We start from the raw sequence: 26,696 nt of genomic DNA, 5'->3' as shown, positions 1-26,696 counted from the left end.
TTTATGTCAAATATTTCTTCCAATATTAAATTCCTCCGGAAAAAAAAGGGTTTAACACAGCAACAGTTTGCAGATGAGCTGGATATCAAGCGTTCGCTTGTTGGTGCATACGAAGAAAACAGGGCCGAACCCAAGTACGATTTACTAAAAAAAATAGCATTATATTTTGAATTGAGCGTTGACGATTTTATTAACGAGGCGATAGATGATAAATGGACGCCTAAACCTAAAGGCAATCCCGCCAATTTAAGGATACTTAGTATCTCTGTTGATAAGGAGGATAACGAGAATATTGAGCTGGTGCCCGTTAAAGCAAGCGCCGGTTATATGAACGGCTACGCCGACCCTGAATATGTAGCCAAGCTGCCCAAATTTTATTTACCCATGTTTAATAAAGGCACCCACCGCGCCTTTGAAATTAAGGGCGACTCCATGCTTCCCTTACCATCGGGCTCTATCATCATCGCCGAATATGTAGAGAATTGGGCCGATGTTAAAACGACCGAAACCTATGTGGTTGTCAGCAAATCAGAAGGTGTGGTATATAAAAGGATAGGTAATAAGTTTAAGGATCAAAAGAAATTGAAGCTGGTATCGGATAACCCCGTTTACGAGCCGTACGAAATTAGCGGGGAGGATATACTGGAATTATGGAAAGCTAAGGCTTATATTTCAACACAGCTCCCGCAACCGGCTCCCGAACCTACCATGGAAAGTTTAAATACCATGATGATGCAAATGCAGCGGTCGATAGCTAAAATGAACCAAGGCAACAATTAAGTTACAGGCTTGTAGTTAAACTATTTGCGCTTATCTTTATCATATAATAAACTTAAAAAAATGAAAAAGATATTAATGGTGTGCTGCTTTTTAATAAGCATGGTATCCTTGAGCAAGGCTCAGGGTGGTGGCCGTATGCAGAGAAGCCCGGCTGATCAGGCTAAGCAATTACAAACTACATTGAGCTTAACCGACGATCAAACGGCAAAAATAACTGCTATTTATACAGCACAAGCTGCAAAAAGAGATAGCTTGATGAAAGCTGCCAATGGCGACAGAGAAGCCATGAGAGGCAAAATGATGCCCATGATGATGGCTACCAATGATAAGATCAAAGCTGTATTAACAGACGATCAGAAAAAAGCATTTGAAAAAATGCAAGCCGAAAGAATGCAGAGAATGCAACAAGGCGGCGGTGGTACTCCTCCCCCTCCTCCATCACAAAAATAATGATTTAGAAAAGCGGCCTTGAGCCGCTTTTCTTATTTTAGCGCAAATTATTGTTACATTGAATAACACCGATATTTATATCCAAAATAAATTAAACGAAAGAAAATCGGCAGGCACCTACCGGGCCCTGAAAACAGAAAGGCCACTGACTGATTTTTGCTCAAATGACTACCTGGGGTTTGCCCGCTCTGTTAGCTTAAAAAAAAATATCAATAATTACCTGGAGCGCCATGGCGATTATTTAAACGGGGCCACCGGTTCAAGATCATTAAGCGGCAATACCGCATTTTGTGAAAAACTGGAGGCCGATATTGCCACTTACCACGATGCTGAAGCAGGCTTGATATTTAACTCCGGCTATGACGCCAACCTGGGCCTGTTCTCTTCGCTGCCGCAACGTGGCGATACGATTATAACCGACGAACTGATCCACGCCTGTATCATCGACGGATCGCGGCTAAGCCATGCCAACCGTTACATATTTAAGCATAATAACCTGGGGAGCCTGGAAGACAAACTGAAACACGCCACAGGCAATACATACGTAGCGGTTGAAAGCGTTTACTCCATGGATGGCGACATTGCCCCCTTAAACAATATTGTAGCCTTAGCCGCCAAGTATAATGCGCAGGTAATAGTTGACGAAGCTCATGCCCTCGGCGTCTTTGGCAAGGGTTTAGTAAACAGCCTTAATTTACAGGATAAAGTGTTTGCGCGCGTGGTGACATTCGGCAAAGCACTTGGTGCCCATGGCGCTATTGTTTTAGGGAGCGATATGCTGAGGCAATATCTTATTAATTTCGCCAGGTCGTTTATTTTTACAACGGCGGCATCTTTTCATCAACTGGTTACGGTAAAAATGGCGTACGAGATGTTAAAAGAATCATCTGCCCGGCAACAGCAACTTTCAAATAACATCGGCTTGTTTAAATCGCTGATAAAAACTGATGGCAAGCTGATAGCAAGCAGTAGCGGCGTACAAAGTATCATTATAGTAGGAAACGAGAAAACCAGGCAGTTGGCCGCCCACTTACAGGAGAGCGGCTTTGATGTAAGACCAATTTTGAGCCCCAGCGTTCCAGCCGGTACCGAAAGGCTGCGCATCTGCCTGCACTCATTCAATAGCGAACAAGAAATTACTAACTTAACACAGTTGTTAAACACCTACCAGGCATGAGTAAACAACCTTTATTTATAACCGGCATTGGCACCGGCATTGGTAAAACCATCATATCGGCTATACTGGTTGAAAAGCTAAAGGCCGACTATTGGAAACCCATTCAATCTGGCGATCTGGATAACAGTGATACCCTGATGGTGAGGGGTTTGGTATCCAATAACACCTCTGTATTTCACCCGGAAGCTTACCGGCTCACGCAGCCTTATTCGCCCCACAAATCGGCTGAGCTGGATGGGATAACGATCAACCCGGCAAAAATCATCCTCCCGGAAACGGAAAATCAATTGATTATTGAAGGAGCAGGTGGATTGATGGTACCACTAAACGATGAGTTTTTGATGATTGACCTGATTAAACAATTAGGTGCCCAGGTGATCCTGGTATCCCAAAACTACCTCGGCAGCATCAACCATACTTTACTTTCTGTTGAGCTTTTAAAATCAAGATCAATACCGGTTAAAGGGATTGTTTTTAACGGCGAAACGGACATTCATTCGCAAAAACTGATCCTGGAATATTCAAAGCTTAGCTTGCTGGGCAACGTGAGTACCGTATCAACCATCAACGCAGAAACTATACAGCAATTAACAAACCAGCTATCAATTCAATGAAAAACATTACAGTTATAGGTTCAGGCACCATGGGGAATGGTATTGCCCATACGTTTGCTCAATTTGGGTATCAGGTTAACATGGTTGACATTGATAGTAAAGCCTTGGCAAATGGAATGGATAACATTCAAAAAAATCTGGACCGCCAGCTTTCAAAAGGAATAATCACCGAAGAGATCAAGGCCAAAACACTAAGTAAAATCGCCGTTTTTACCAATACTATCCAGGCCGTTGCAAACGCCGACCTGGTGGTAGAGGCGGCCAGCGAAAACATAGAGCTGAAACTCAAAATCTTTAAGGAGCTTGATGCTATTTGCCCGCTGGATACCATCCTGGCCAGTAATACCTCGTCTATATCCATCACCAAAATAGCCTCGGTTACCAAACGGCCGGATAAAGTGATAGGCATGCACTTTATGAACCCCGTACCGGTGATGAAACTGGTTGAGGTGATACGTGGCTACGCTACCAGCAACCAGGTTACCAAAGCGGTGATGGATTTATCGAAAAAGCTGAATAAGGAGCCTGTTGAAGTAAACGATTATCCCGGCTTTGTGGCTAACCGCATTTTAATGCCTATGATTAATGAAGCGATTTACACTTTATATGAAGGCGTTGCCGGTGTAACGGAAATTGATACGGTGATGAAACTGGGAATGGCGCACCCCATGGGGCCGCTGCAACTGGCGGATTTTATTGGGCTTGATGTTTGCCTGGCCATATTGAATGTATTGTACGATGGCTTCGGCAACCCCAAATATGCACCTTGCCCATTGCTGGTTAACATGGTTAATGCCGGGAACAAGGGTGTAAAATCGGGCGTAGGATTTTACGATTACAGCAAGGGTACCAGGGATATGTTTGTAGCCGCAAATTTTAAAAAGAGATAGGCTCAAGATTTGAACCTTTGAAAAAAACATTCGTCGTATTCATATCAATAATTACATACGATGAAAACCATTTCAAGAATTTGCACTATAATAACGGTATCGGCTGCGCTTTTTGCGGGCTGTGCCACCAGGGCATCTTTTGTGGTACACGAAAGGCCCGCCGAAATTGTATACGAACGTCCGGCCCCGCCATACGATGGTGCTGTTTGGATCCCCGGAGAATGGGTATGGCGCGATGGAAGATATGTGCGCACCCACGGCTACTACGTACGTGCCAGCAGCCGGGTTTGGGTTGAAGGACATTGGCGCCCCGCGCCCGGAGGTTACGTTTGGGACAGAGGGCATTGGAGGTAGTTTAGTCCGGAGGTCTTGAGCCGGGAGTTCTGAGGCCGGAGTCTTGAGTTAGAAAAGTTGCTCTAACTCAAGGCTATTGAACTCGGGACTCAAAACTCAAAGGCTAACTACATCCGTTCCGGCACATTGATCCCCAATAAGCTCATCGCTTTACTGATAATTTTGGCGGAAGCTGCAGACAGTTCCAATCTGAATTGCATAATAATTTCGTCTTCGGCCTTTAAAATTGGTTTTTCCTGGTAAAACTTGTTGTATGTTTTTGCCAGTTCGTAAACGTAATTGGCAATAATAGCCGGGCTATAGTCTCTTGCCGCCTGCATAATGGCGTCCGGATATTGGTTAAGGGCCAATATCAACTCCCTTTCAACGGTATCTAATTCCTTAGTACCACCATTAGTTTGTCCAGATTTAAAACCGGCACGCTTCAATACCGACTTGATACGGGCATGTGTATATTGGATAAACGGCCCTGTATGGCCCTGAAAATCTATTGATTCGTTAGGATCAAACAACAAACGTTTTTTGGGCTCTACTTTAAGCAAAAAGTACTTCAAAGCGCCCATACCTATATTATGGTACAATTGCTTTTTTTCATCCTCATCAAAATCATTTACCTTGCCAAGTAATTCGGTTTGAGCTTTAGCTGTCTGCTCCATTTCGGCCATCAAATCGTCGGCATCAACTACGGTACCCTCACGGGATTTCATTTTGCCCGATGGCAAATCAACCATACCATACGATAAATGGAACAGCCCCTGTGCCCAGCTCTTGCCCAATTTCTGCAAAATCAGGAATAAAACCTTAAAATGGTAATCCTGCTCGTTGCCAACTACATAAATGGATTTATCCATATGGTAGTCGTTATATTTTAGCTGCGCAGTACCAACATCCTGTGTAATATACACCGATGTACCGTTTGCCCGAAGTACCAGTTTTTCGTCAAGGCCATCGGCGGTGAGGTCTATCCAAACCGAACCATCTTCTTTTTTAAAGAAAACGCCTTTGGCCAGGCCCTCATCAACAATATCCTTCCCTAATAAATAAGTTTTCGATTCGTAATAATACTGATCGAAATCAACACCCAGCTTTTTATAAGTCTCGGCAAAACCGGCATACACCCAACCGTTCATGGTTTCCCACAGGCTGATCACTTCCGGGTCGCCGGCCTCCCACTTTTCGAGCATCTGCTGGGCCTCGATAATAAATGGAGCATTCTTTTTGGCTTCATCTTCGGTTTGCCCTTCCGCTTTTAATTGGTCAATCTGCTTTTTATATTGCTGATCAAAAACAACGTAATATTTACCAACCAAATGATCACCCTTTAAACCTGTAGACTCCGGCGTTTCGCCATTGCCAAACTTTTGCCAGGCCAGCATTGATTTACAAATATGGATTCCCCTATCGTTAACCAGGTTGGCTTTAATTACATCATACCCGTTAGCCTTCAATATCTCGGCTACCGAGTATCCTAATAAATTATTACGAATGTGCCCCAGGTGTAAAGGTTTATTGGTATTGGGCGAAGAATATTCAACCATTACTTTTTCTCCCTTAGCGGGGAAAGTGCCAAAGCCATCGCCTGCTATTTCGGTATACAGTTGCTTTATCCAATACGCATCGGTAATACTGATATTCAAAAAACCTTTAATCACGTTAAAGCCCGAAACATCGGCTACCTCATTCTCAATAAACTCGCCTATCTCCTTCCCGGTTTGCTCCGGCGATTTACGCGAGAATTTTACAAACGGAAAGGTAACAATGGTAACCTGCCCTTCAAATTCCTTACGGGTTTGTTGTAAGTTTACATCGGCGGCAGCAATATCAGTTTGGTATAATGCCTTTACAGCTTTAAGGGTTGCATCAACTATGAAATCCATTCGTCAAAATTAATCAAATTGACCTAACCTACCAGAATTAATGTGGTTAAATTCTGATAGCTTTGCGTCCACCTATAAATTCTATGATACTGAAATCGGAAAATTTTAAAATCAACAACCGTTCTGAAATCGGCGACCTGCGCTGCTTATTAATCCACAGCCCCGATGGGGGCCTCGGCAAGGTTGTGCCCAACAAGGCGCAAGACTGGCTTTTTGAAGATATTGTGCACCTGGACACCATCCGCGGAAAAGAATACGACTACTACGTTAAAGTGCTGCTTTATTTTCTGGATCCAGATAAAATTAAGGGCAAACTTGATGCCATTAGCAGCGCTGCCGCTCAACGGTCTTTCTTTAAACCTGACAACGCCGGGTTCCATAATTCTAATAAAGTAATTGAATTTCAAACCCTCTTAGCCGACATCTTAACCGATCAACAAACTAAAGAGAAGCTGGTAGCGGCAGTTTGCGCTATGGAAAACGGAACTTATGGCCTGCAGAAAAACCTGGTTGATACCGATCCGGTTGAATTAGCCAAAGTGTTTCTTTCCGGCTTTATTGGCAATCAGCTCATATTTGCCCCGGTGCCTAATTTTATTTTTTCGAGAGATGTGGGCGTGGCTATCAATAATTATATACTGATTAGCAAACCGGCTAAGCGTGCCCGCCTGCGCGAAACACTACTGGTAAGATACATCTTTTTTAATCACCCCTTGTTTTCCGCTTATCGCGATAAGCTGATCGAGATTCCCGAAAGCATGGAGCAGTTTCTGCAAACGGCTGACGAAAGCTGCGAGAAAACCACATTGGAGTGTGGCGACGTGATGGTGGTGAGTGATAACCATGTTTTGATAGGTTGCAGCGAGCGCACATCAACCCTGGGCGCAAACGCGGCTATCAAATTGCTGTTTCAAAACAATGTGGTGGAAAAGGTAACCATCATCAAAATACCGCAGAAACGAAACTTCATGCACCTGGACACCGTTTTTACCCAGGTAAAACGTAATGTATGGGTATTGTTGAAATCGTTATTTGATGAGGAAGCCGTTAACCCGGAAAACCCGATAAGCCACTTTGGCGACCTTAAGCCGAAAGATAAACCCGAGATTATCCAGTTTACTAAAGGCAAAACAGATATACCACGCCGGTTTGATAATTTAGAGCAGTTGCTGGATGACATCAGCCGCAATGATCTGCATAGTACGGAAGCAACACAATTTATTTACTCGGGCCATAACCAGTTCCCCTACGATTCGCGTGAGCAATGGACCGACTCCTGCAACCTGCTGGCCTTAAAAGAAGGTGTAGTTTTAGCCTACGACCGGAACGATAAAACCGTTGAAGCATTTGAACAACATGGCTTTGAAATAATTAAGGTGGCAGACCTGCTCAAAAAACTGGAAAGCGGCGAATTATCAACTGAAACGATAAAAGATACTTTAATATTGATGCCGTCGGCAGAGCTATCAAGAGCCCGGGGCGGTTTCCATTGCATGAGTATGCCCATCTATCGTGATGCAATCACGGGTTAATGGATAGGCATTAATGGTTCTCTTATTGGCTTAGCTTAACTACCTGATTTACGGCCCCGATAAATAACCAATAACTCAATAGCTAACTTTCTGTACCTTTGCAAATAATGTGGTCAGATAAATTAAAGTTAAATAAACAATTGGTACGCTCCGTAACGGATGCAGGATACTTAACACCTAAAGAGATACAAGCCAAATCATTGTCGCGTATTATTGGCGGACAAGACATGATAGGCATAGGCCCCGAAGGTTGCGGCAAAACAACTACTTATATTTTAGGGGTGTTAATGCGTTTAAAATATGGTGTTGAAGAAGCGCCGAGGGCTTTGATATTGGTGCCTGATAAGGAACGTGTTTTGGCTGTAACCGAGCAGTTTGAGCTTTTAAATAAAAATGATACCATCCGGGTGGTTAGCTTATACGCCGCCCCCGGTATTGAGGCGCAGATGAATGCACTGGCAGATGGTGCCGATATTGTAGTGGCTACTCCCGACAGGGCGCGTGCCATTTACCTGAAGCTGGGCCTCAACCTTAACAAGATCATCATTTTTATTGTTGACGATGCCGATGCCATTGTTAAGCAAGGCTTACAACTACCGGTTAACGAGCTGGCCAATAGCATTACCAAATGCCAGCACCTGGTATTTACAGAAGTGCTGCATGGCAAACTGGAACACATGATTGATCCTTTTATGAATGCACCTGCCATTATTGAGATTGACGACCTGGGAGAGGCGAAGGCCGAAATATTGGATCAGGTGTTATACCATGTGCCTAACTTCCGCACAAAAATCAACCTGCTTAATTTGTTAATGCAGGACGAAGAAGTATTTACACAGACCCTGGTATTTGTAAATACGAGGCTGACGGCTGAGAAAATACTGAATAGCTTTACGCACAGCTTAAAAAAACAAGCTGCTATATTAAACCCTTTGTTTTTTGAGTCGCCCGGATTTGAGAACATCACAGACTTTAAGGAGCAAACCGATAAACGGATATTGATTATAGCTAACGAATTGCAGGGCTTTTTGGATGTAAGCGATGTTCCGTTTATGATTCACCTGGAACTGCCTGATGAAAAAGAAACTTTTATTGAGCGCATTATTAAAAGGCAGGATGAGCAGGAAACCATAGCCATTACCTTTGCCACAGATATTGAACTTGGAACCGTTAAAAAGATAGAACATTCCATAGGGCATAAAATACCAGTAGACGAATTACCCGAAAACCTGGTTGTTGCCAATGAGGAAAAGGAAACGGCAAAGAAAAAAGTTACGCCAAAGCCCGATACGGAAATGCGAGGAGAGGCTTTCCACGAGAAAAAGGAAAGCAATAAAAAGGATTATAATTTTAGCGCAGGCACCAAGGCTAAAATGAATAAGAAAAAGAAACACGGCTAAGGCCCAGCCAGTACAGCCAATAAAAAAAGCCCTGCGTTTTTGCGCAGGGCCCAGGTTTAAAACGGGGTATCAATTATAAAATATAGTATATGGTGCTTTTATCTACGGGTCTGTTTGGTTCGCTTTCTTTTGGCGACTCATCACGAAGCAACTGTTTTAAATCCTGCTCTATTTTATAGCTTATAGCCGTGGTTGGGGTATCGGTAGGCTTGTTTTCAAATGGATCTTGCAGGTGGATGGCCATTTTTTCGATCAAAAAGAACGAAGATGAGATGGCAACTACCAGCGGAACTTGAAATACGCCGAATAACTCAATTAAGCTAAAAGGCAGCATCAGCACAAACAGCAATACTAAAATATGAACGTAAAAGCTATAGGTTACCGGGAAAACCGTATTCTTGATGCGTTCGCAACCACCCATGGCGTTTGAAAAACGGGTTAACGTTTCGTCCATAGCTACTTGCTGGTATTCGTTAATCCAGCCCATGCGCATTAACAACCTCAAATCATTCCCGTGCTGGTCCATCAGCGCCAGCGGTACATGGTTCATGTTATCTATACTTTGCTTTTCCTCCTCGGTAATATATTTACTAACGCAGTAGTGCGCGTTTTGGCCACGCAAATGGCAGCTTAAACTATAGCACCAGGCCATTTGCCTTTTTATCATCCTTTCTTTTAATACACGCTTGTCTTCGTCGTCGTAGGAGTTATCAACGAAGGTTAATACCTGCCTTGCAAACGATCTCGAATCGTTTACGATGGCTCCCCACAGCGTGCGGGCCTCCCACCACCTATCGTAAGCCTGGTTTGACCTAAAAGCCAGCAGCAACGATATAATGGTACCCAAAATACTTGGTATGGCTATAGGGATAGATACTCCCGGAAAGTTGAGGTAGGTGTGGGCAACATAAACCGCCACGGAATAAATAGCCAACAAAGCAATCTCTAACTTAATTTTGCCGAAAACATAACTGATCGGGATATTCTTTTTTAGTAACATAAGCCTTTTTTTTACAATTAATAACTATTACTCTCAATCAGAACAGGGGCCGGTGTTGTAACGGCTTGCTTTAATTTAGGCAATGTATATTTAATAACCGGGTTCCAATCCAGGTGAATTACATGCGCCTTGCTCCGGTTAACCAGCAATAGCGGATCGATACCATCCTCGGTAAGCATATCGTAATGGTAATCGTTTAGTAACACCACAGAATCTACCTGGTTAGCTTCTAAAAAGTTTTTAAATACCGCTACTGTGCTGCCAAAGAAAAACTCTATGTTAACACGGTCCAGCCTATCGGCATAATTGGCTTTAATTTGGGCTAAAGCTTTATAAAACTCAGGCGAAATATGTTTATATTCTGTTGAGCGCCTGGATAGCATCAGCAACTCCTGTATAGAATCGGTAATATCCAGCATGTGTACAAGGATGATGTTCAACTTTTCTGGGTAAACTCTTTTAAACAAGTCGGAAATACAGTTAAGCGACTCTACTTTAAAATCTGTTGGAATGAGGATCGTTTTCATAGCTAATTAATTATTTGAGTGTGTGATCTATTATTGTTTGATACAATAGTAGTCGCCAATAATTAATAAGCTCTAAGAGACTTATTAGAATTTGATTAGAATGTTAATTATACCATTGAAGGCAAAAATAGCTGGATCTCGGTACCAACGTTCACTTCAGACCGTATGCCTATCGAACCTTTATGCAAACGGATAATATTAAGCGCAAGCGGCAAGCCTACGCCATGCCCATTATAGTCGTGCGTGTTTGAGGCCCTAAAAAACGGCTCAAAAATATGTTGTAATTCGGTGGCCGGTATGCCAATACCTTTATCGGTAACCGCTATGATAATTTTTTTACTTTGCACGCTTAGTTTAATAACTACCAGCTTGTTTTGCGAATATTTACACGAATTATTGATGATATTGGTAATGGCCAGGTTTAATAAATTGCCGTTGCCAAGGGTATTTAAAGCTTCCTCGTTATCTGGCAGTGCCGAAAAATCAACCTGGATATTACTTTCAGGATGAATTTTTTTTACCGATTCAACCGCCTGCCATATCAATTCATCAATGCGTATTTTTTGCCAGCTTTGCTTTTTACCATCGTAACCGGATTGCGCCAGCAATAAAAGGCTGTTTAATATCTGCGTAAGCTTATCGCTTTCGGCATGTATGGTGTTTAACAACGCGAGCTGGCTTGGGCTGTTATCGCCACGCCTTAAGGCAATTTCAAGCTCGCTGTTGATAATGGTTAGCGGGGTACGCAATTCGTGCGATGCATTGCTCACAAAATTATTCTGCGTTTCAAAAGCGGTTTCCAGCCGGTTAAGCATATCATTAAATGTATTGGCCAATTCGGCGAGTTCATCCGTGCCCGCCGGCTCCAAACGCAAGTGCAGGTTGTTTGATGTAATGCTTTGCATTTTATCGTTCAGCTGGCGCACCGGGATAAAGGTATAATACGAGAACAGCTTCCCTGCAAAAAAAATAACGATAAGCGAGCCAAAAAAACCAATCAGCAATATCCTCTTCAGCTCCTGTATCTCCTGCAAACCGTATGGGTTTGAAGCCGAAACCACAACCATGTACTTCTCGGCTCCCCGCGTAAAAACCCTTCCGGCAAAAAACTGATTGTCATCTTTATAGATATCGCTGCCAACAGCTATCAGGTTGTCAAAAAAATCAGCAGGCAAGCCGGCGTTCACAAATTTGCCCGATGTATCTGCCTTTAATATCTGCTCCTTTTCGGCATCCAGCTTTTCAAGATATTTATTACGTATTTCCTGGTAGGTTTTGCTCTTTTCGCTGTCAAGCAACCGGATTTGGGCCGTTAGGTTAACACGGGCTTCTAAGCGCTTATAAAAGTCTTTATAATTAAACTGGTATTCAAAATACAAAATAAATGCGTTAAGCAATAACAATATCGCTACCGAAAAGGCTAAAAAAAGCAGGGTTATTTTAGTTTGTATCTTCATTTAATCGCTCTCTTTCATCATATAGCCCATCCCAAAAACGGTTTGAATATACTTGGCCGGATTTTTACTATCCAGTTTTTTACGCAGATAGTTAATATATACATCAACCACGTTGGTACCCAAATTAAAATCGATATCCCAAACACTCTCCAATAATTGTATCCGCGATAAAACTTTGCGCTGGTTTTTTATAAAATGTTCCAGCAAACGGTACTCAGTAGCAGTAAGGTTTAAGGGTACTTGCTTCACCGAGGCAATTTTGGCATCGGCATCTAATTCAAGGTCGGCTATACGGTAAATATTTTTCGGCTGTTGTATGCTATTCCCGCCGGCCCGCCTCAGCAGCGTTTTTAAGCGCGTGGCTAATTCAATCATTTTAAAGGGTTTAACCATATAATCATCGGCCCCGCTGTTTAAGCCCGTCACAATATTCTCGGTCGAGTCGAGCGCGGTAAGCATCAGTATGGGTATATTTTCGTCGCGTTCGCGGATGTGTTTACATAGCTGTATACCATCCATCGATGGCAACATCACGTCCAGTATCACCAGGTCAAACTGATGGTCTATAGTCATCTGCAAAGCCGTTAACCCATCGGTGGCAACGCTTATCTCAAAACCAAAATCGGCAAGGCCCCGTTTTATAACAGATACAATATTGGGTTCATCTTCAACTAATAGTACAGCCATCAAATAATTTATAAAACAAAGTGCATATAACACGCAGCTTTTCAAATATGCATGTTACGAAACACTTAAAAAGCATATGCAGGTAAAAATGTTTTAAGCACCAACGGCTTTATAATTACTTCGATAGGTTTTTGCCGTAATTTGCCGGGCTTTTGTTTACTTTGCGGCTTACAAAAACAGCTAAGGTTATTAAAACAAATTAAACGATGATAGAACCTTTTGATATTGAGATAGGCGAAATTACGTATGCCGTATTTCCGGAAGAGGATAATATATATACCATTTTTAAGGATGGACTTGAATTTGCCAAAATTCAGAAAGACACCGACGACGTGTGGCTAAAACTGGATACCGAAACCGAAATGCCCTTGTTTAACAACGATGAGGAAATTAACAACATAGGCAAAGGTATTGTGCTTTACCAGGAAAATGGTGGCGCCGATGAGGAAGATGAGGACGAGGAAGAGTAATTGATGAAAGGCTATACCGGCTCATTAAAATATTGAACCGGTGTAGCTTTAGGATAACTTCCAACGTTTTAATGCCCAGTCGTGCTGTTGCTGTTCGTTAAAAAAAGTCCAGCTTACAATGCGGCTTACCTTTTGCCCCTGGGCCATATTGATGGTGCGCACATCAAATGCTCCAACTCTTTTTAATACCCGGTATATAGCCGGCAAATTATCTTTTTTTGAAATTAACGTGGTATACCACAAGCATTGCCGCGGCATTTGAGCGCTTTGTTCAACCATCCGCCTAACAAAAGCCTCCTCGCCACCCGGATACCACAACTCGGCATTCTGGCCTCCAAAATTGAGTACCGGTTTTTGAGATGCAGGCTTGCCCAGGTTATTTAATTTGCGCCGGGTACCCTGCGCCGCTTCCTGCAACGAGGTATGGAACGGAGGATTACAAATGGTAACGTCAAAAATTTCGCCGGGTTTAATGATGCCGGTGTATATATCGGCGGCGTTTGTTTGTAGCCTGAGTTCAATCTTTTCGGCCAGGTGGGCATTGGCTGTTAATATTTTTTTCGCCGAGCGGATAGCTACCGGATCAACATCGGCGCCAACAAAGCTCCAACCATACTCGCGATGGCCGATAAGCGGATATACACAATTGGCGCCAACACCGATATCAAGCGCTTTAATTTTATTACCTATAGGAATAACATTATTGTTGCATGATGCCAATAAGTCGGCCAGGTAATGGATGTAATCTGCCCGGCCGGGTATGGGCGGGCAAAGGTAACCTGCAGGAATATCCCAGTTAACAATATGATAGTAATGAGTAAGCAGAGCCCTGTTGAGCATTTTAACAGCATCCGGATCACTAAAATCAATGGATAGATCCTGATATTGGTTGGGCGAAACGTAACGCGCCAGGCCAACGCAACTTTGAATCAGTTGTTCAAAATCATAACGGAACCGGTGTTTGTTGCGAGGATGTAAGCCACTTTTTTCGTCGGGCCGGGCTTTGTATTGATCAGGCAATAGAGGAAACTTTTTAATGAGTTAAAAAATTAGTCTGTGCAAAAATAGCCTATTCCTGTATAACATAGGTAAAATTGACAGGATAGAATTTTATTGAAAAGTATTTAGCTATGCTCAGAAATTATTCCATCTATATAGACTTTCAGAATTGGCAATTTATCAGTGATGATATTCCATACGATATCATAATCAACACCAAAATAATCATGAATTAGCCGGTGGCGGGTATTGGTAATTTTGCGCCATTCCACGTGAGGATACATGGCTTTAAATTCAGGGTTCAATTTACTACTGGCTTCCCCAATGATTTCCAAACTTCTGATAACGGCTCTGGATAATATAGGATCAGTTACGATTTCATTCTGTTCTTTTCCGGTTGTCACCCCAAGCACGAAAACCAATTCGTCATGGATATGCCTGATTAACTATACGTTAGATGGTAACATGCTCTGCCTGATTTAAAATATGCGGACCGATATATCTATTTAAGGATTGAGGGGTTACCAATTCTACCCTTCTGCCAAATAATTCCTCCAAAAAAAAAGACAATTCCATAAAATTATCGTAGGTCTTCTTTCCTGCCTCAAATTCTATCAGCAAATCCACATCGCTGTCAGGTCTAAAATTACCAGTTGAAAAAGATCCAAAAAGGCTTAATTTTGCTACTCCATAATTCTTTATCTTCTGGCTATTCTCCTGAAGCAACCTGATTAAACCTTGTTTATTTTGAACTGTAGTATGCATAACTAAAATTAATCAATATTTATCAATCGAAACCTTTCTTGTTATGAAAATATAGACCGGGCAATCACGCCCCCATCTTATCATCATACTCTTTCCAAAGCTCATCTACATTTTTTCCGGTAAGTTTTTGCCATAGGGCCGGAGTATACGTACCTGACCGCATCGCTTCATTCAACTCATTTACGATGGTTGGTCTTTTATTTTTCTCGAGCCAAACTAAAAAGCGGGCCGTTATTTGGTAGGCATCTGTATATTTTTGCCCCTGCTGATAATCGGGTAATTTCCAACCCGATCTTTTATTGTTAACGCCAAATTTATAACGGCCATAGTCGGCAATGCCTTCTGTTAGCCAACCCGGCACCTTATTATCGCCATAATTTTGTACAATGTGCATTACCTCGTGTGTAACAACGTCAATATCTTCGGGGTGCTGGCGAAACCAGGCAGGATTAAACCGTACCGTAGCATTTGATGTTTCCGCTACGCCTTTGTAAGCTGTATCAATTTGGAATACAACCTTCATGGGCGCACTAACATTAAAGCGCTTCATTTCGCGCGGGTAAACCTCAAAAAAGGCGTCCTGTAGTTTTTTCTTGATCAACGGACTAAAATCCGTATCGTTGCTGAAAAAAATGAGACTCAAACCGTCTTCATTTTTCCTCGTCTCCTCGGGCACCATCGGGGAAGTATGATTGGCCTGAGCCAGGCTTTTTAAGGCTGGTGATAACAATAACAACAGCAGTATTATTTTTTTCATTTTTTTTTGACGATAAGCGGTGCAGTAAAAGTAAGCGATTTATGACTTAAATCTGTTTTCTCTGTGGTTTTTATTGAACATAAAAGCCCCTGCCCACTCTATCAAATAAAAAAGTCATAAAAAAACTGCGTATAATCAGGATAGCTGTATCGTCAATTCGATAATAAAAGAACTATCTCTTTTAAATATCCTCAACTCGTGTTTTTCAGGATATAAAATAGCTAACCTGCGTTGAACGTTAGCCAGGCCAATGCCCGATCCTTTATCTTTCGATCCATCCAATAGGTTTACCGAATTAAGGGCCCTAAATTGTATCGCAGTATCGCTTATGTCTAAAGAAATCAAAATAACGGGTTCTTCCAGGAGCCCGGTACCATGCTTAAACGCGTTTTCTACAAAGGGGATCAGCAGCATCGGCTCAATAGTGATTAAACCCGGATCACCATTAATATTCATGGTCACCTTAACCGAATCGCTAAAGCGGAGCCGCTGTAATTCGATATAGTTTTTAAGGTATTCAATCTCGCGGGTAAGTGGCACCAGGTTATCATCACTTTCGTATAACATATAGCGCATTAACTGCGAGAGGTTCATAATGGCAGGTTCCAGGGCATCGGATTTTTTACGGGCCAGCGCTACCAGGTTATTCAACACATTGAACATAAAATGTGGGCTGATCTGCGATCTCAAAAAATTAAGCTCCGTACGTAGATGGATGGTTTCGCGTTCCCTGATCATTTCCTCGCGCGATGCGTTGTCGATAATTACCCTATAACAAAAACTGCAAAGTATAGCGATGAGCGGAGACAGCACGGCCATAAAGCTATGCGGCCCGCCACCTGGGCCTCTGTTACCGCCTTTATCAAAATGATGGCCGCGGAAGGCCTCGTGAGGCGGCGGAGCGGGTGAAAAAAATGCCCAGTACAGCCAGTAAACAGCCAACAGCGCAACCAATACCAGAAAGTACCGAACCAATCCCTTGTTTTTGAATAGCGGATACGCCCAATAGGTGTGTATATAAAAGATACACAGCAATAAGATATTTGAGATAAAAATGTTGATCAGAAAAATCTGGTGCACATCATGAGGGATATTGGAAGGACTGGATAAAAAAGGCAATACCAAAAGCAGCAGCCATATTATAGCAGGAATAGTTTTATATAACCAGGGCTTTATAATCATTTTTATCGTTGTAAAATACAAAGTAACGTACAAATTACCCGAGTTTACAGCGCTTGAGATGAAAGCCTCTAATAAAGCGACCATCGCTACAAATACGACTTTATAACGGGCTTTTTAACTTAATTTTAACAATCGCAATGTAATAAACCAACTTGTTTAGGGTTAAAGTATCATGCCTCAACACTACAACAATATCACCGTTAAACTATGATGCGCTGCCTGATTATTGACGACGAGCCTTTAGCGCTCGAATTACTGGAAGATAACATCAATAAAGTTGGTAATATGCGGCTGGTTGGCCGCTGCCGCACCGTTACGCAAGCCATGCAGGTTTTGCACGATCAAACGGTCGACTTGATATTTTGTGATATCCAGATGCCAGGTATCAATGGATTGCAATTTGTAAGGAGCCTTACAAAAAAACCGTTGATCATATTTGTTACGGCATACCAGGAATTTGCAGTTGACGGATTTGACCTGGATGTTGTTGACTACCTGCTTAAACCGGTAGCATTCGATCGTTTTTTAAAAGCCTGCAACAAAGCCTCGGGTTTATTTGAGTTACTTAAAATGCGAACAGAAACCGCACCCGAACGGTCAAAAAAATATCTCTTCCTTCATTCCGATTATAACCTGATTAAGATCAGTAATCAGGAAATAACTTATATAGAAGGATTGAAAGATTACGTTAAGGTCCATTTGGCAGGGTCGGCCAAGCCCGTTATTTCGCGCATCACCATCAAGGCGCTCGAGGAACAATTGCCCGTTAATGACTTTTTCAGGATACATAAATCATACATGGTTAACCTGGAGCATGTACATTCCATCCGTAAGGGACGGATTAAGGTTGCGGATTCTGAAATCCCGTTCAGCGATAATTTTAAAGATGTAATTACCCTGATGACTGGAAAGCTGCATTGACATTTCGGCACAACAGTACCTTTGGTCTACGAGTTAACGCAGTTCATCTCATTTATTTTTTAAGTTAAGCACCATAGTGCAACTTTGGTTTACCCAAAGTTGATTGATGAAAAAAAATATACGTTTCCTGCTGTTATTCGTTTTTGTTTCGTGCTCGTCCGCTTATGCGCAACGCTCTAAACAGATTTTAAAAAAAACCGTTATCGATCATTTTTTCACGTGCCCGCTTGATGAGATGTTTGATACGCTTGCGGTTAAATACAAACTGCCCATTTATTTTGAAAGAGAACCTTTACACAAAATGGACGTGGCCAATCATTTTTTTAACGAAACGTTACAAGAAGTGCTCGAATACGTGTGCAGGGCTAACAACCTGCAATACTGGATGGAAAAAGACGGCACCATTTACATTTTGCAACAACCCGATGACTTGCCCCACCTGCGCCAGCTAAACAAGATGAGGAAGGATCTTTCTTTATTTAAGCCCGTGCCATTGGAAGAGCCGAAGGCACCGCCTCAACACTTTAAATTTTCTGTCACCGGCAGAATTACAGACCATAATACCGGCGAATCCCTGCCCGGCGCCAGTGTAAAAATCAGGCATACATCAATAAGCACCCTAACCAACATCAATGGTAACTTCACACTGCTGAATGTGCCGTCAGACACGGTAGCTATCGATGTATCTTTTGTTGGCTACCAAACAGACAGTTTCCGGTTAACCAGCAAAATGGTTGACAGCACCTTATCGCTATCCCTTTTCCCTACCATGAATGCACTTAACGAAGTGGATATTGAAGGTAAAAAGATGGGGGTACTCAATACCGACAGCAAAAAGGTGAGTGTTTTGCAACTCACGCCGGCGGCTCTGGACAAATTGCCCAATATTGGCGAGCGCGATGTAATGCGTGCTTTCCAACTGATGCCTGGTGTGGCAGCTACCAACGAATCATCGTCGGGCGCTTATGTAAGAGGCGGCACGCCTGACCAAAACCTGGTTACCTTTGACGGATTCACGGTTTACCAGGTAGATCACTTGTACGGTTTCTTTAGTGCCTTTAACAGCAACGCCGTGCGGGATGTGCAGTTGTACAAGGGCGGCTTTTCTTCTAAATATGGCGGCCGGCTTTCGAGCGTAACCGAAATACAGGGTAAGGATGGTAACCGCAATGAAAGCAATATCGGTGGCGATCTGAGTTTATTGAGTACCAATATTTATGCTGAAACACCCGTGGGCGATAAATCATCCGCATTAGTTGCATTCCGCAGATCGTACCAGGGCCCTTTATATAATAAAATTTTTGGTCAATTTAACACGGCTACCGCCAATACCGGCGGGGGGGCTCCTGGCGGCGGACGGGGCTTTGGTGGTGGCGGCGGTCCGGGTGGAAACAGACTGCAAATCACTCCTTCATCTTATTTTTACGATTTTGATTTCAAATATGTTTACGCCCCTTCTAAATCCAATACCTTCTCGCTGAGCTTTTATAATGGTACCGACCATACAGATAATAGCCGCCAAATGAATTTGCCCTCGTTTACCAGCACCAGCAGCAGTACCGATATAACTATCAATGATAACTCGCAGTCGGGCAATACCGGTGCCAGCTTAAAATGGACAAGCACGGTTGGAAAAAAACTTTTTGCCAATACGGTTTTGAGTTACTCGGGCTTTTTTAGCGACCGTAACCGGGGCACCACCGGCAGCGTTGTAGACAGCGGCATCACCAAATCAATCAACAATGGCATGGTTGAGCATAACCAACTCCGTGATTTTAGCTTCAAAACCGACTGGGAGATGCAGGCTACATCAAAAGTTAAATTGCTTTATGGCGCTTATGGTTCATCATTGCATATCCAGTATCAATACACACAAAACGACACCAGCCGACTGATTAATCAGGATAGCCGCGGCCAAATTGGAGGTGCTTATACCGAACTGGAGATTGACCCAAGCAGCAGGCTTCATTTGCAACCAGGCGTACGCGCCACCTACTTTAGTCCCACTGGCAAGGTATATACAGAGCCAAGGTTTAATATAACTTACCACTTAACCGACAGATTTAATTTAAAGGCTGCCACAGGCCGTTTCTATCAATTTACCAACCAGGTAACCAGGGAAGATATTGTTGGTGGCGACCGTAACTTTTGGGTTTTATCCAATAATTCCAACATTCCGGTTAGCTCGGCAGAACACTATATCGCCGGTTTTAATTACGAAACCGATGAGTTGCTCTTTGACGTAGAGGGCTATTATAAAAGTCTGCATAACCTGACTGAGTACTCCATCAGGCAGGATAACAGCGGCGGCGGTGGCGGCTTGTTTAGCTCGGGCTCCACCTCAACCTTAACCCAGGATTTTTATACTGGATCTGGATATGCAAAGGGTATTGAATTTTTAGTACAGAAAAAGGCAGGCTCATATACCGGTTGGATAAGTTATACCCTGGCACAGGCCAAGAGCAAATTTCCGGCTTATGGAGAGGGCTATTTCTCATCAAACCAGGATATTACGCACGAATTTAAATCCATCAATATGTACCACCTACAGCGCTGGAGCTTTTCGGCTGTATTTATTTTCAGCACCGGGCACCCTTTTACCGCCCCCCTGGGCAGTTACACGGTTAACACGCTGGATGGAAACAAAACCACCTACCTAACTATTAGTCAGAAAAATGGAGAGCGCCTGCCAGACTATCACCGTCTGGATATGTCGGCCACTTACGATTTTTTAAGGATCGACGGTAAAAAGGTTGGCAGCATCGGCTTTTCGTTCTTCAACGTATACAATCACGTAAATACCTGGTATAATGAATATTACATCCAAAACAACCAGGTGATAACTACCACCGTTAAATACTTAGGTTTTACACCCAACATCACATTAAGTTTAAAATGGAAATAACAATCAAAAAAATATCTTTCTTACTTTTCATCGTCGCGGCCTGTGTTATTTCATCTTGCAAAAAGGAGTCGACCGGCACTGCGATTGAAGATCAGCCTGTTGTTGTGGGTTACCTTATTCCTGGTCAGCCCATCAGTGTTAAGATATATCAGCAAAAAGGCTTAGCCGATACCGCCAACTATGGCAGCCCGATTACCGGCTTAAAGTTAAACATATCCGATGGCAGCAAGACTATCCAGCTAACCGAAACAGCTACGGGCACTTATACCTATAGCGACCTTAGCTTTTTAACAACCGGAAAAACATACACCTTGCAGTTTAACTACCAAAACACATCGGTAACTGCCCAGACACTCATGCCTGCCAAACCGGAAAACTACACCGCGTCAACAACATTGATTAACTTACCCCTCGCTACAAACATCACCCCGGGAGTAAGCAGCGGCGTGGCTCTTACTTTAAAATGGAGCAATCCCGATTCATTGTATCATGTACTGGTATTTAAAAACGATGATGCCAGCCCGTTTAATATCCACCCCAACCGAAACAGCCAGGTAAACTTTACATTTAACGCTAAACAGGCTGCCTACTATGATGTACATTTTGATTCTTTTAATTACCTCGGCATTTACCGGATAATACTTTACAGTGTAAATAAGGAGTATATCGACATTTTAACCAGCAATGCCAATTCATCATCGCAAAAACTCACTAACCCGCCAACCAATGTTACCAATGGGTTTGGCATTTTTACCGCCATGCAGGCCGATACCATTACGCTTACTTTAACACAATACTGATACAATTAGCTGAATAACTGTTGCTCGTCTGTATAATAAGTTTTACGCGACCCAACCGGCTTTTGATGAATAGTTTCGCCGGTCGAGGTTTGCTTCTTTTTTGAACTGTGCACTTGCATAAAATCCCTCACCTCGCCACTGATAATGTCGGGGTGGGTTTTTATAATTTGCTTTTCGGCATCTTCCAATACATGCTTAATGGATTTGGCCAGCACCTTAATTTGAGCATCCGGTATTTTGTTTGAAGCCGAGAATGGCGACAATTTGGCATCCCATAAAATTTCGTCGGCATAAGCATTGCCAATACCGCGCAGCACATGCTGATCGAGCAATACTGTTTTGATAGCGGTACGGGTTGCTGCCAGTTTCTCTTTTAAATAATCCAGATCAAAATCCAGCGCATCGGGCACTCCCGGATCCTGGGGATCAAGCGTAGGCGTGGCCGCCGCCTGAAAATCACTCAGCGTGAGGCCGGTATCATCGTCAAAAAGCAATTCAATAATTGTGTATTTCTGCTCGCTATGCTTATTAAAAAGTGATAATTGCCCGTGCAGCATCAAATGCAGCCCTAACACATGTCCGTTTTTAAACTCCAGGTGCAGCTCCTTGCCAACCCGTTTAACCTCGGTTAGTATTTGCCCTTCAATGGCTTCCTGAAGTTCTTTAACCGGAACATTCAATTTTTTATGATTAAGCACATGTACTTTAGCCAGGGTCTTTCCTTTGAGTGCTTTGGTTAAATTGCGGCTAAATACTTGCAGGTCGGGTAATTCGGGCATAAGGATGATGATTAGAGTTGATACGCTTTAATTGACGAACAAATATAACGCATCCTGGTTTCGGCAATATTGAATAACACTATTGATTATTCAACACTACCACCCGGCCATGCCTGTTTAACTGATTAAATAAAGCCATCTTAACAGGTAAGCTTAGCGTTATGGGTTTTGTGTAAAGATGGCTGTGCGTTGTTGGGCTACTGCCATCCGTAGTATAATAAATTTTAAAGCCAGGGAATTGCGAATTGATCACCATAGTTTGATTTACCACCGCTGCACCCGGCTCGGGGATACGGTAATTAAATCCACCGGCATAATAATCCAACCGGGGCAACTCACGTTTACCCAATATATTTACAAATTTACACCAGGCCTGCTGGTATAATTCACCAGCCTTTGCCCAATCTGCACGGGTTGCCCAATCCGGGTCAGCCGCCCAAGCCCTTTCAGCAAGTCCCAGCAGTTTGGGTAGCAACATGTACTCCAACTTTTGCGGTCCTTTAACCGTTTCGCTCCATAAAGCGCCTTGTAGACCAATAATATTGGCTCTACCGATTTCGGTAACTTGCTCTTTGGTATTGAGGTAGCTTTTATTTAAGGGGTTCCCCATCTTGTCATCAATGGTGTTTTTAAAATAGTTGTAGGGTATAAATTTAAATAGCTTATCCACATCAACATAACCACCCCAGTAGTAACCGGGCTCGTGGAAAGATTTTTCGGATGCCATATCAAAATACAGGTTGGATACACAGGATAATATCACCTTATAACCAGCATTGGCCTGTTTATAAGCCAGGTCCTCTGCCCCCCATCCCAATACGTTATTCCAAACTTCTAAATGGACATTGCGATTTAGCAAACCGGCATTGAGCACGTTAACTTTTTTTCCATTTTGCATCGCTTTGATCAGCCCGGTTTCCTCCCATGCTGTTAGATACAACTGATGCGATTTTAAAATCCTATCTACCCGGTTATAATAGTAGAGCCATAAATCATCCGTAGAGTGGATAGCCGTATCAGCCGCCATCAATTGCCGGAATGAAGGCGAGCCCTGCCACGCCCCTGCCGGCACTTCATCACCACCAAAATGAATAGTTTGGAGCGGCGCCTTGGCTTCGCGGTACATCTGGGTTAACGCATCGGTAATGGTATTGATAAAGTTATAGGTTGACGGCATAGCCACATCCATCACGTTATCATTCCAGTATTGTACCGAAATATAATGCGAGGTATCAGCCAGATCATGCAATAAGTATTTTCGGGCTTCATCTATGCGCCCAAGCTTTTTAAAACGGGTGTATCTTGCGTCCATCGCTTTAATGGCCGCCCTGGCGTGGCCGGGGCTCTCAATTTCAGGAACAATACGAATATGCCTTTCGGTAGCGTATTTTAATATTTCAATAAAATCGGCTTTGCTATAATAGCCGCTGCCATAGGCGTTGCTGATATTCGGCCCAGAGCCTAATGCCGGTTGTAAACAGGCTTGATTAGTAAGCGTATGCCCGCGCTTGCTGCCAACAGAAGTTAACTCGGGCAATGCAGGTATTTCAAGCCGCCAGCCCTCATCGTCCGTCAGGTGAAAATGAAGCACGTTCATCTTATAAAGCGACATCACATCCAACAATTTCAGGATCTCCTTTTTCGACTGAAAATTGCGGGCCACATCCAGCATCAGCGCGCGATAACCAAACCTTGGCTTATCGTAAACAACAACATTTTTGATAGCGATGTTTTGCTGCCTATGCCGGTATGCCCCGGGAGGTATTAATGTTTTTAAGGATTGGATACCATAAAAAATACCTGCGCCGGTTGAGGCAGCTATACTAATTTGGTTATGATTTACGGTAAGCCGGTAAGCCTCCCCGGTAGGCATTGATTGATACTGCAATTTTATAAACTGCCCCTGCCCATTGACGGCAGTACCCTTAGTCAGCAGGCCCGCCAGAGTTTGCCGAAGGTAGCTTTCCTCGGTTTTAAAGCGCAAGGGCGATTGAATTTTTATGCCTCCCATGAGTATAAAATCACCTCCCGTTTGCTGGTACGACACCGGGCTGGGAAAAACCCTGGTCAGGCTGTCGGCAGGTATATCGGTAGTATTTTTATTTTGTGCAAAAATGGCTGCCGTTGTAGCGGTATCAACTTTGTCTAAAGGCGAGCGCATGTATTGCTGTGGCCTTACCGAAGGTTTAAATGATACCTTATCGATAATATAAGTTTGTTGGGGCGCATCATCATACACCAGGTAAAACCCCGCCGGTGCATCGGTAACATTCACCAACCACTCTGTTGATGTAAACTCCACAGCTAAGGTATCGCCGGACGCGACGCCCTTAAATTGCGGGGAAGGCGACAGGCAGAAAAAATCGCCGTTTAAATGCCGGATCTGCAAATTGCCACTAAACGAAGCCGGGATGATCTGCCGGGCAAAGTTGAAGTAAATTTTCCAACCCTTTACTGGGAGCTGACGGCTATTGGCAACCGTAAAAAACAGCGACGAGCGCGACTGGGGCTTGTTTTGGTAATTATTGGTGATGACGTTGAAGGTAATGCCAAGTCCGTCTGCTTTATTGTAGGGCATACCCTGCCCCGCTGCTGTACCGTAACCAAGGGAAAACAAGAGCGCTATTATAAAAATCCGGATCATGACTGTTTTAACTTAGATGCTGGCATATTAACGTTATTATGATTGAAAGCATATTTCAGGTAAAAAAAATCCCCGCCTAAAGCGGGGATTTAACTCAATCAACTAATCAAACTACTTATCCCACCAAACACGCGAGGTAAGCAAATCCCCTCCGGGCACAGCATTATGCGCCGCGTTATAGTTTGCAGTATTAGTACCCGCCTCGATAACCGGGTACGGAAACCGGCGCGGTATGGTGCCGTTAGTATTATTACCCGGGTAAACAACCGGCACCAAAACCGGGAAACCGGTTCTTCTCCAGTTGGCCCACGATTCGTAAAAATCAAGCATGGTGTTGGTTAACACCCAATATTGTGTGTTAATCATATTTAAACCGTTAGCTGCATTGTACGGGTTAGCCGTTAAATAAGCTTCGGCTGCCGCATCACTAATGGTTGCGGCGGCATCGTACTGGCTCAAATAGGTAATGGCTGCCTTTACCCCATCGTGGTAATGCTGTGCCGCGCTGCCCCCAATACCAAAACGTTGTGCTGCATCGGCTAATAACAGTTCAGATTCGGCATAAGTTAATACAAACGTAGGTCCGTTCCTTTTGATTAGTGCCGGACTTGGCGACGAATAATCGGTAAAGCCCGTAAAACTTGGATCGGAATAGATAGCCTGCCCTGCAATAGCGCTTAAATCCTTACCGTTCGGCATCCCCTTTTGTACCGCAGCACTCGAATTTGCTGCCGGGTTTTGATCTTTAGTGCCATCGGTAACGTATAAATTAGTTACAGCAACAGCGCTTAAACGTGGGTCGTTGGTGTTTTTAAGCTGATCGATAAAGGTTTTAGACCACCGGGTATAATAATTTTCCTGGCCGCCATCACCAAGTAAAATCTGGCTGTTCCGGTTCACGGTGTTACGACCGCCAGATGCATCACCCAATAGGTAAGCGTTATCCGCGTTGCTGGTCATGGTATTGCCAATGGCTTTTTGTACATAGGTTTGAGCCGTAGCCGGATCCACTTTACTCAAGCGCATAGCTATCCTCAATAATAAAGTATTGCCAAAACGTTTCCATTTGGCAATATCGCCGTTGTAATAACTATCGCCGGTTACCTTATCTGCCGCCGGGTCTAAATGGCTGGTGGCGTCACTTACCTCTTTAAGCAGGTCGGTATAAATATCTTGTTGCTTATCATACACCGGGAAGTACGTTTTCTCATAATATCCCAAACCGGCCTGCGAATACGGAACATCGCCATATAAATCTGTAATGCGCTCAAATATCAGCGCTTTCATAATCCGGGCAACCTGGTGGATATTGTTGTACCCCGCTTTGCCCGTAGTTGATTGAACCACATCAACTATCGGCCTTACCTGCTCAGGGTATGCACCATCTCCGCCGGTAGCCGTGGTGCCCGAAAAGCCCCAGTAAGCGGCGGTATAACCGGCATTTAAAATGTATTTATCGCCCGCCCAGTAGCTGATTACCGTAGACAAACCCTGCATCATGGTGGAGCAGTATATTAAGTTTGCCCGCCAAGTATCGTAACTAAAATCGGCACTACCCGAGTAACCCAATTGTGCGCTGGTTAGCAAATAATTAGGGTTAAAATTGGTTGGGTTGTATGTTGATGGGTCGGTATTGATCTTTTCGAAATCTTTCCGGCAACCTGTTGATAAAACCAGGCACGCGGATATGATTGCAGTATATTTAAATATATTTTTCATCTTGATTACG

General features: G+C 43.3%; 25 protein-coding genes. 12 read left to right on the top strand and 13 right to left on the bottom strand.

From position 1 onward, the window contains the following. The first annotated feature begins 3 nt into the window (after positions 1–3). Genes MUCPA_RS31940 through MUCPA_RS31915 form a run of 6 tightly spaced genes read left to right on the top strand, consistent with a single transcriptional unit; the run spans position 4 to position 4,265 of the window. The gene (locus MUCPA_RS31940; protein WP_008512294.1) at positions 4–780 is read left to right on the top strand and encodes an XRE family transcriptional regulator; all 777 of its coding nucleotides are present in this window, start codon (positions 4–6) and stop codon (positions 778–780) included. A gap of 60 nt (positions 781–840) precedes the next feature. Beyond that, positions 841–1,230: a hypothetical protein gene (locus tag MUCPA_RS31935; RefSeq protein WP_008512292.1), complete on the top strand. Its 390-nt coding sequence runs from the start codon at positions 841–843 to the stop codon at positions 1,228–1,230. Between the two features lie 58 nt (positions 1,231–1,288). Beyond that, complete coding sequence (locus MUCPA_RS31930; RefSeq protein WP_008512290.1) at positions 1,289–2,407, top strand: aminotransferase class I/II-fold pyridoxal phosphate-dependent enzyme; 1,119 nt, start codon at positions 1,289–1,291, stop codon at positions 2,405–2,407. Next, positions 2,404–3,021 carry a dethiobiotin synthase gene (bioD, locus tag MUCPA_RS31925; RefSeq protein WP_008512288.1) on the top strand — a complete coding sequence of 206 codons (618 nt, stop codon included), beginning with the start codon at positions 2,404–2,406 and terminating at the stop codon, positions 3,019–3,021. Before MUCPA_RS31930 ends, bioD begins: the two co-directional genes overlap by 4 nt. After that, entirely contained in the window at positions 3,018–3,911 is an 894-nt protein-coding gene (locus tag MUCPA_RS31920) for a 3-hydroxybutyryl-CoA dehydrogenase (protein WP_008512286.1), read from the top strand. Before bioD ends, MUCPA_RS31920 begins: the two co-directional genes overlap by 4 nt. Positions 3,912–3,971: 60 nt before the next feature. Next, positions 3,972–4,265 carry a YXWGXW repeat-containing protein gene (locus tag MUCPA_RS31915; protein WP_008512284.1) on the top strand — a complete coding sequence of 98 codons (294 nt, stop codon included), beginning with the start codon at positions 3,972–3,974 and terminating at the stop codon, positions 4,263–4,265. Between the two features lie 107 nt (positions 4,266–4,372). On the opposite strand, the gene argS is transcribed toward MUCPA_RS31915, so the two are convergent. Then, the gene (argS, locus tag MUCPA_RS31910) at positions 4,373–6,142 is read right to left on the bottom strand and encodes an arginine--tRNA ligase (protein ID WP_008512283.1); all 1,770 of its coding nucleotides are present in this window, start codon (positions 6,140–6,142) and stop codon (positions 4,373–4,375) included. Between the two features lie 83 nt (positions 6,143–6,225). Here argS and MUCPA_RS31905 point away from each other — a divergent pair, with 83 nt between their 5' ends. Both MUCPA_RS31905 and MUCPA_RS31900 read left to right on the top strand, forming a co-directional pair. Next, a complete protein-coding gene (locus tag MUCPA_RS31905; RefSeq protein ID WP_008512281.1) occupies positions 6,226–7,674 on the top strand; it encodes an arginine deiminase family protein in 1,449 nt (482 codons plus the stop codon). Between the two features lie 107 nt (positions 7,675–7,781). Beyond that, a complete protein-coding gene (locus MUCPA_RS31900) occupies positions 7,782–9,074 on the top strand; it encodes a DEAD/DEAH box helicase (protein ID WP_008512279.1) in 1,293 nt (430 codons plus the stop codon). A 73-nt stretch (positions 9,075–9,147) separates the two neighbouring features. Here the strand turns inward: MUCPA_RS31900 and MUCPA_RS31895 are convergent, their stop codons facing one another. The 4 genes from MUCPA_RS31895 to MUCPA_RS31880 form a co-directional block, all read right to left on the bottom strand. Next, positions 9,148–10,074, bottom strand: a complete 927-nt coding sequence (locus MUCPA_RS31895) for a bestrophin family protein (RefSeq protein WP_008512277.1) — start codon at positions 10,072–10,074, stop codon at positions 9,148–9,150. 17 nt (positions 10,075–10,091) lie between these two features. Continuing rightward, positions 10,092–10,601, bottom strand: coding sequence for a hypothetical protein (locus MUCPA_RS31890; RefSeq protein ID WP_008512275.1), 510 nt, complete (start codon positions 10,599–10,601; stop codon positions 10,092–10,094). Between the two features lie 107 nt (positions 10,602–10,708). After that, positions 10,709–12,058: a HAMP domain-containing sensor histidine kinase gene (locus MUCPA_RS31885; RefSeq protein ID WP_008512273.1), complete on the bottom strand. Its 1,350-nt coding sequence runs from the start codon at positions 12,056–12,058 to the stop codon at positions 10,709–10,711. After that, positions 12,059–12,745, bottom strand: coding sequence for a response regulator transcription factor (locus MUCPA_RS31880; protein ID WP_008512271.1), 687 nt, complete (start codon positions 12,743–12,745; stop codon positions 12,059–12,061). Between the two features lie 206 nt (positions 12,746–12,951). Here MUCPA_RS31880 and MUCPA_RS31875 point away from each other — a divergent pair, with 206 nt between their 5' ends. After that, a complete protein-coding gene (locus tag MUCPA_RS31875; protein ID WP_008512269.1) occupies positions 12,952–13,215 on the top strand; it encodes a hypothetical protein in 264 nt (87 codons plus the stop codon). 48 nt (positions 13,216–13,263) lie between these two features. Here MUCPA_RS31875 and rlmF read toward each other — a convergent pair whose 3' ends face one another. The 5 genes from rlmF to MUCPA_RS31850 all read right to left on the bottom strand — a co-directional run bounded on the left by rlmF (position 13,264) and on the right by MUCPA_RS31850 (position 16,918). Continuing rightward, on the bottom strand, positions 13,264–14,235 hold the full coding sequence (gene rlmF / locus MUCPA_RS31870) for a 23S rRNA (adenine(1618)-N(6))-methyltransferase RlmF (RefSeq protein WP_008512267.1): 972 nt from the start codon (positions 14,233–14,235) through the stop codon (positions 13,264–13,266). A gap of 104 nt (positions 14,236–14,339) precedes the next feature. After that, positions 14,340–14,618 (bottom strand): HepT-like ribonuclease domain-containing protein, encoded by a 279-nt coding sequence (locus MUCPA_RS31865; RefSeq protein ID WP_157544022.1) that lies wholly within the window; start codon positions 14,616–14,618, stop codon positions 14,340–14,342. Positions 14,619–14,667: 49 nt separating this feature from the next. After that, positions 14,668–14,979, bottom strand: a complete 312-nt coding sequence (locus tag MUCPA_RS31860) for a nucleotidyltransferase family protein (RefSeq protein WP_008512264.1) — start codon at positions 14,977–14,979, stop codon at positions 14,668–14,670. A 64-nt stretch (positions 14,980–15,043) separates the two neighbouring features. Further along, positions 15,044–15,736 (bottom strand): basic secretory protein-like protein, encoded by a 693-nt coding sequence (locus tag MUCPA_RS31855; RefSeq protein ID WP_008512262.1) that lies wholly within the window; start codon positions 15,734–15,736, stop codon positions 15,044–15,046. 135 nt (positions 15,737–15,871) lie between these two features. After that, positions 15,872–16,918, bottom strand: coding sequence for a sensor histidine kinase (locus MUCPA_RS31850; protein ID WP_040628534.1), 1,047 nt, complete (start codon positions 16,916–16,918; stop codon positions 15,872–15,874). 207 nt (positions 16,919–17,125) lie between these two features. Here MUCPA_RS31850 and MUCPA_RS31845 point away from each other — a divergent pair, with 207 nt between their 5' ends. From MUCPA_RS31845 to MUCPA_RS31835, 3 genes are all read left to right on the top strand, one after another. Next, positions 17,126–17,839, top strand: a complete 714-nt coding sequence (locus MUCPA_RS31845; protein WP_233276813.1) for a LytR/AlgR family response regulator transcription factor — start codon at positions 17,126–17,128, stop codon at positions 17,837–17,839. A 106-nt stretch (positions 17,840–17,945) separates the two neighbouring features. Then, on the top strand, positions 17,946–20,744 hold the full coding sequence (locus MUCPA_RS31840; protein WP_008512256.1) for a TonB-dependent receptor: 2,799 nt from the start codon (positions 17,946–17,948) through the stop codon (positions 20,742–20,744). Continuing rightward, positions 20,735–21,544, top strand: coding sequence for a DUF4249 family protein (locus tag MUCPA_RS31835; RefSeq protein ID WP_008512254.1), 810 nt, complete (start codon positions 20,735–20,737; stop codon positions 21,542–21,544). The genes MUCPA_RS31840 and MUCPA_RS31835 overlap by 10 nt, the downstream gene beginning before the upstream one ends. 5 nt (positions 21,545–21,549) lie before the next feature. On the opposite strand, the gene MUCPA_RS31830 is transcribed toward MUCPA_RS31835, so the two are convergent. The 3 genes from MUCPA_RS31830 to MUCPA_RS31820 all read right to left on the bottom strand — a co-directional run bounded on the left by MUCPA_RS31830 (position 21,550) and on the right by MUCPA_RS31820 (position 26,686). Next, on the bottom strand, positions 21,550–22,323 hold the full coding sequence (locus MUCPA_RS31830; protein WP_008512251.1) for an Fpg/Nei family DNA glycosylase: 774 nt from the start codon (positions 22,321–22,323) through the stop codon (positions 21,550–21,552). A 79-nt stretch (positions 22,324–22,402) separates the two neighbouring features. Then, positions 22,403–24,967 carry a family 20 glycosylhydrolase gene (locus tag MUCPA_RS31825; RefSeq protein WP_008512249.1) on the bottom strand — a complete coding sequence of 855 codons (2,565 nt, stop codon included), beginning with the start codon at positions 24,965–24,967 and terminating at the stop codon, positions 22,403–22,405. Positions 24,968–25,078: 111 nt separating this feature from the next. Further along, positions 25,079–26,686, bottom strand: a complete 1,608-nt coding sequence (locus MUCPA_RS31820; RefSeq protein ID WP_008512248.1) for a SusD/RagB family nutrient-binding outer membrane lipoprotein — start codon at positions 26,684–26,686, stop codon at positions 25,079–25,081. Positions 26,687–26,696: the final 10 nt, after the last annotated feature.

Origin of the sequence: Mucilaginibacter paludis DSM 18603, assembly GCF_000166195.2 — a bacterium.
Classification (GTDB): domain Bacteria; phylum Bacteroidota; class Bacteroidia; order Sphingobacteriales; family Sphingobacteriaceae; genus Mucilaginibacter; species Mucilaginibacter paludis.
This window is presented reverse-complemented; position numbering and strand designations above follow the sequence as displayed.

What these genes read in the sequence shown, in the direction of transcription:
- MUCPA_RS31905 (WP_008512281.1), top strand. Translation starts at nt 6,226, where the DNA reads ATGATACTGAAATCGGAAAATTTTAAAATCAACAACCGTTCTGAAATC.
- bioD (WP_008512288.1), top strand. Translation starts at nt 2,404, where the DNA reads ATGAGTAAACAACCTTTATTTATAACCGGCATTGGCACCGGCATTGGT.
- MUCPA_RS31920 (WP_008512286.1), top strand. Translation starts at nt 3,018, where the DNA reads ATGAAAAACATTACAGTTATAGGTTCAGGCACCATGGGGAATGGTATT.
- MUCPA_RS31845 (WP_233276813.1), top strand. Translation starts at nt 17,126, where the DNA reads ATGATGCGCTGCCTGATTATTGACGACGAGCCTTTAGCGCTCGAATTA.
- MUCPA_RS31915 (WP_008512284.1), top strand. Translation starts at nt 3,972, where the DNA reads ATGAAAACCATTTCAAGAATTTGCACTATAATAACGGTATCGGCTGCG.
- MUCPA_RS31850 (WP_040628534.1), bottom strand. Translation starts at nt 16,918, where the DNA reads ATGATTATAAAGCCCTGGTTATATAAAACTATTCCTGCTATAATATGG.
- MUCPA_RS31875 (WP_008512269.1), top strand. Translation starts at nt 12,952, where the DNA reads ATGATAGAACCTTTTGATATTGAGATAGGCGAAATTACGTATGCCGTA.
- MUCPA_RS31835 (WP_008512254.1), top strand. Translation starts at nt 20,735, where the DNA reads ATGGAAATAACAATCAAAAAAATATCTTTCTTACTTTTCATCGTCGCG.
- MUCPA_RS31855 (WP_008512262.1), bottom strand. Translation starts at nt 15,736, where the DNA reads ATGAAAAAAATAATACTGCTGTTGTTATTGTTATCACCAGCCTTAAAA.
- MUCPA_RS31935 (WP_008512292.1), top strand. Translation starts at nt 841, where the DNA reads ATGAAAAAGATATTAATGGTGTGCTGCTTTTTAATAAGCATGGTATCC.
- MUCPA_RS31820 (WP_008512248.1), bottom strand. Translation starts at nt 26,686, where the DNA reads ATGAAAAATATATTTAAATATACTGCAATCATATCCGCGTGCCTGGTT.
- MUCPA_RS31830 (WP_008512251.1), bottom strand. Translation starts at nt 22,323, where the DNA reads ATGCCCGAATTACCCGACCTGCAAGTATTTAGCCGCAATTTAACCAAA.
- MUCPA_RS31890 (WP_008512275.1), bottom strand. Translation starts at nt 10,601, where the DNA reads ATGAAAACGATCCTCATTCCAACAGATTTTAAAGTAGAGTCGCTTAAC.
- MUCPA_RS31895 (WP_008512277.1), bottom strand. Translation starts at nt 10,074, where the DNA reads ATGTTACTAAAAAAGAATATCCCGATCAGTTATGTTTTCGGCAAAATT.
- MUCPA_RS31940 (WP_008512294.1), top strand. Translation starts at nt 4, where the DNA reads ATGTCAAATATTTCTTCCAATATTAAATTCCTCCGGAAAAAAAAGGGT.
- MUCPA_RS31860 (WP_008512264.1), bottom strand. Translation starts at nt 14,979, where the DNA reads ATGCATACTACAGTTCAAAATAAACAAGGTTTAATCAGGTTGCTTCAG.
- MUCPA_RS31840 (WP_008512256.1), top strand. Translation starts at nt 17,946, where the DNA reads ATGAAAAAAAATATACGTTTCCTGCTGTTATTCGTTTTTGTTTCGTGC.
- MUCPA_RS31880 (WP_008512271.1), bottom strand. Translation starts at nt 12,745, where the DNA reads ATGGCTGTACTATTAGTTGAAGATGAACCCAATATTGTATCTGTTATA.
- MUCPA_RS31825 (WP_008512249.1), bottom strand. Translation starts at nt 24,967, where the DNA reads ATGATCCGGATTTTTATAATAGCGCTCTTGTTTTCCCTTGGTTACGGT.
- argS (WP_008512283.1), bottom strand. Translation starts at nt 6,142, where the DNA reads ATGGATTTCATAGTTGATGCAACCCTTAAAGCTGTAAAGGCATTATAC.
- MUCPA_RS31900 (WP_008512279.1), top strand. Translation starts at nt 7,782, where the DNA reads ATGTGGTCAGATAAATTAAAGTTAAATAAACAATTGGTACGCTCCGTA.
- MUCPA_RS31885 (WP_008512273.1), bottom strand. Translation starts at nt 12,058, where the DNA reads ATGAAGATACAAACTAAAATAACCCTGCTTTTTTTAGCCTTTTCGGTA.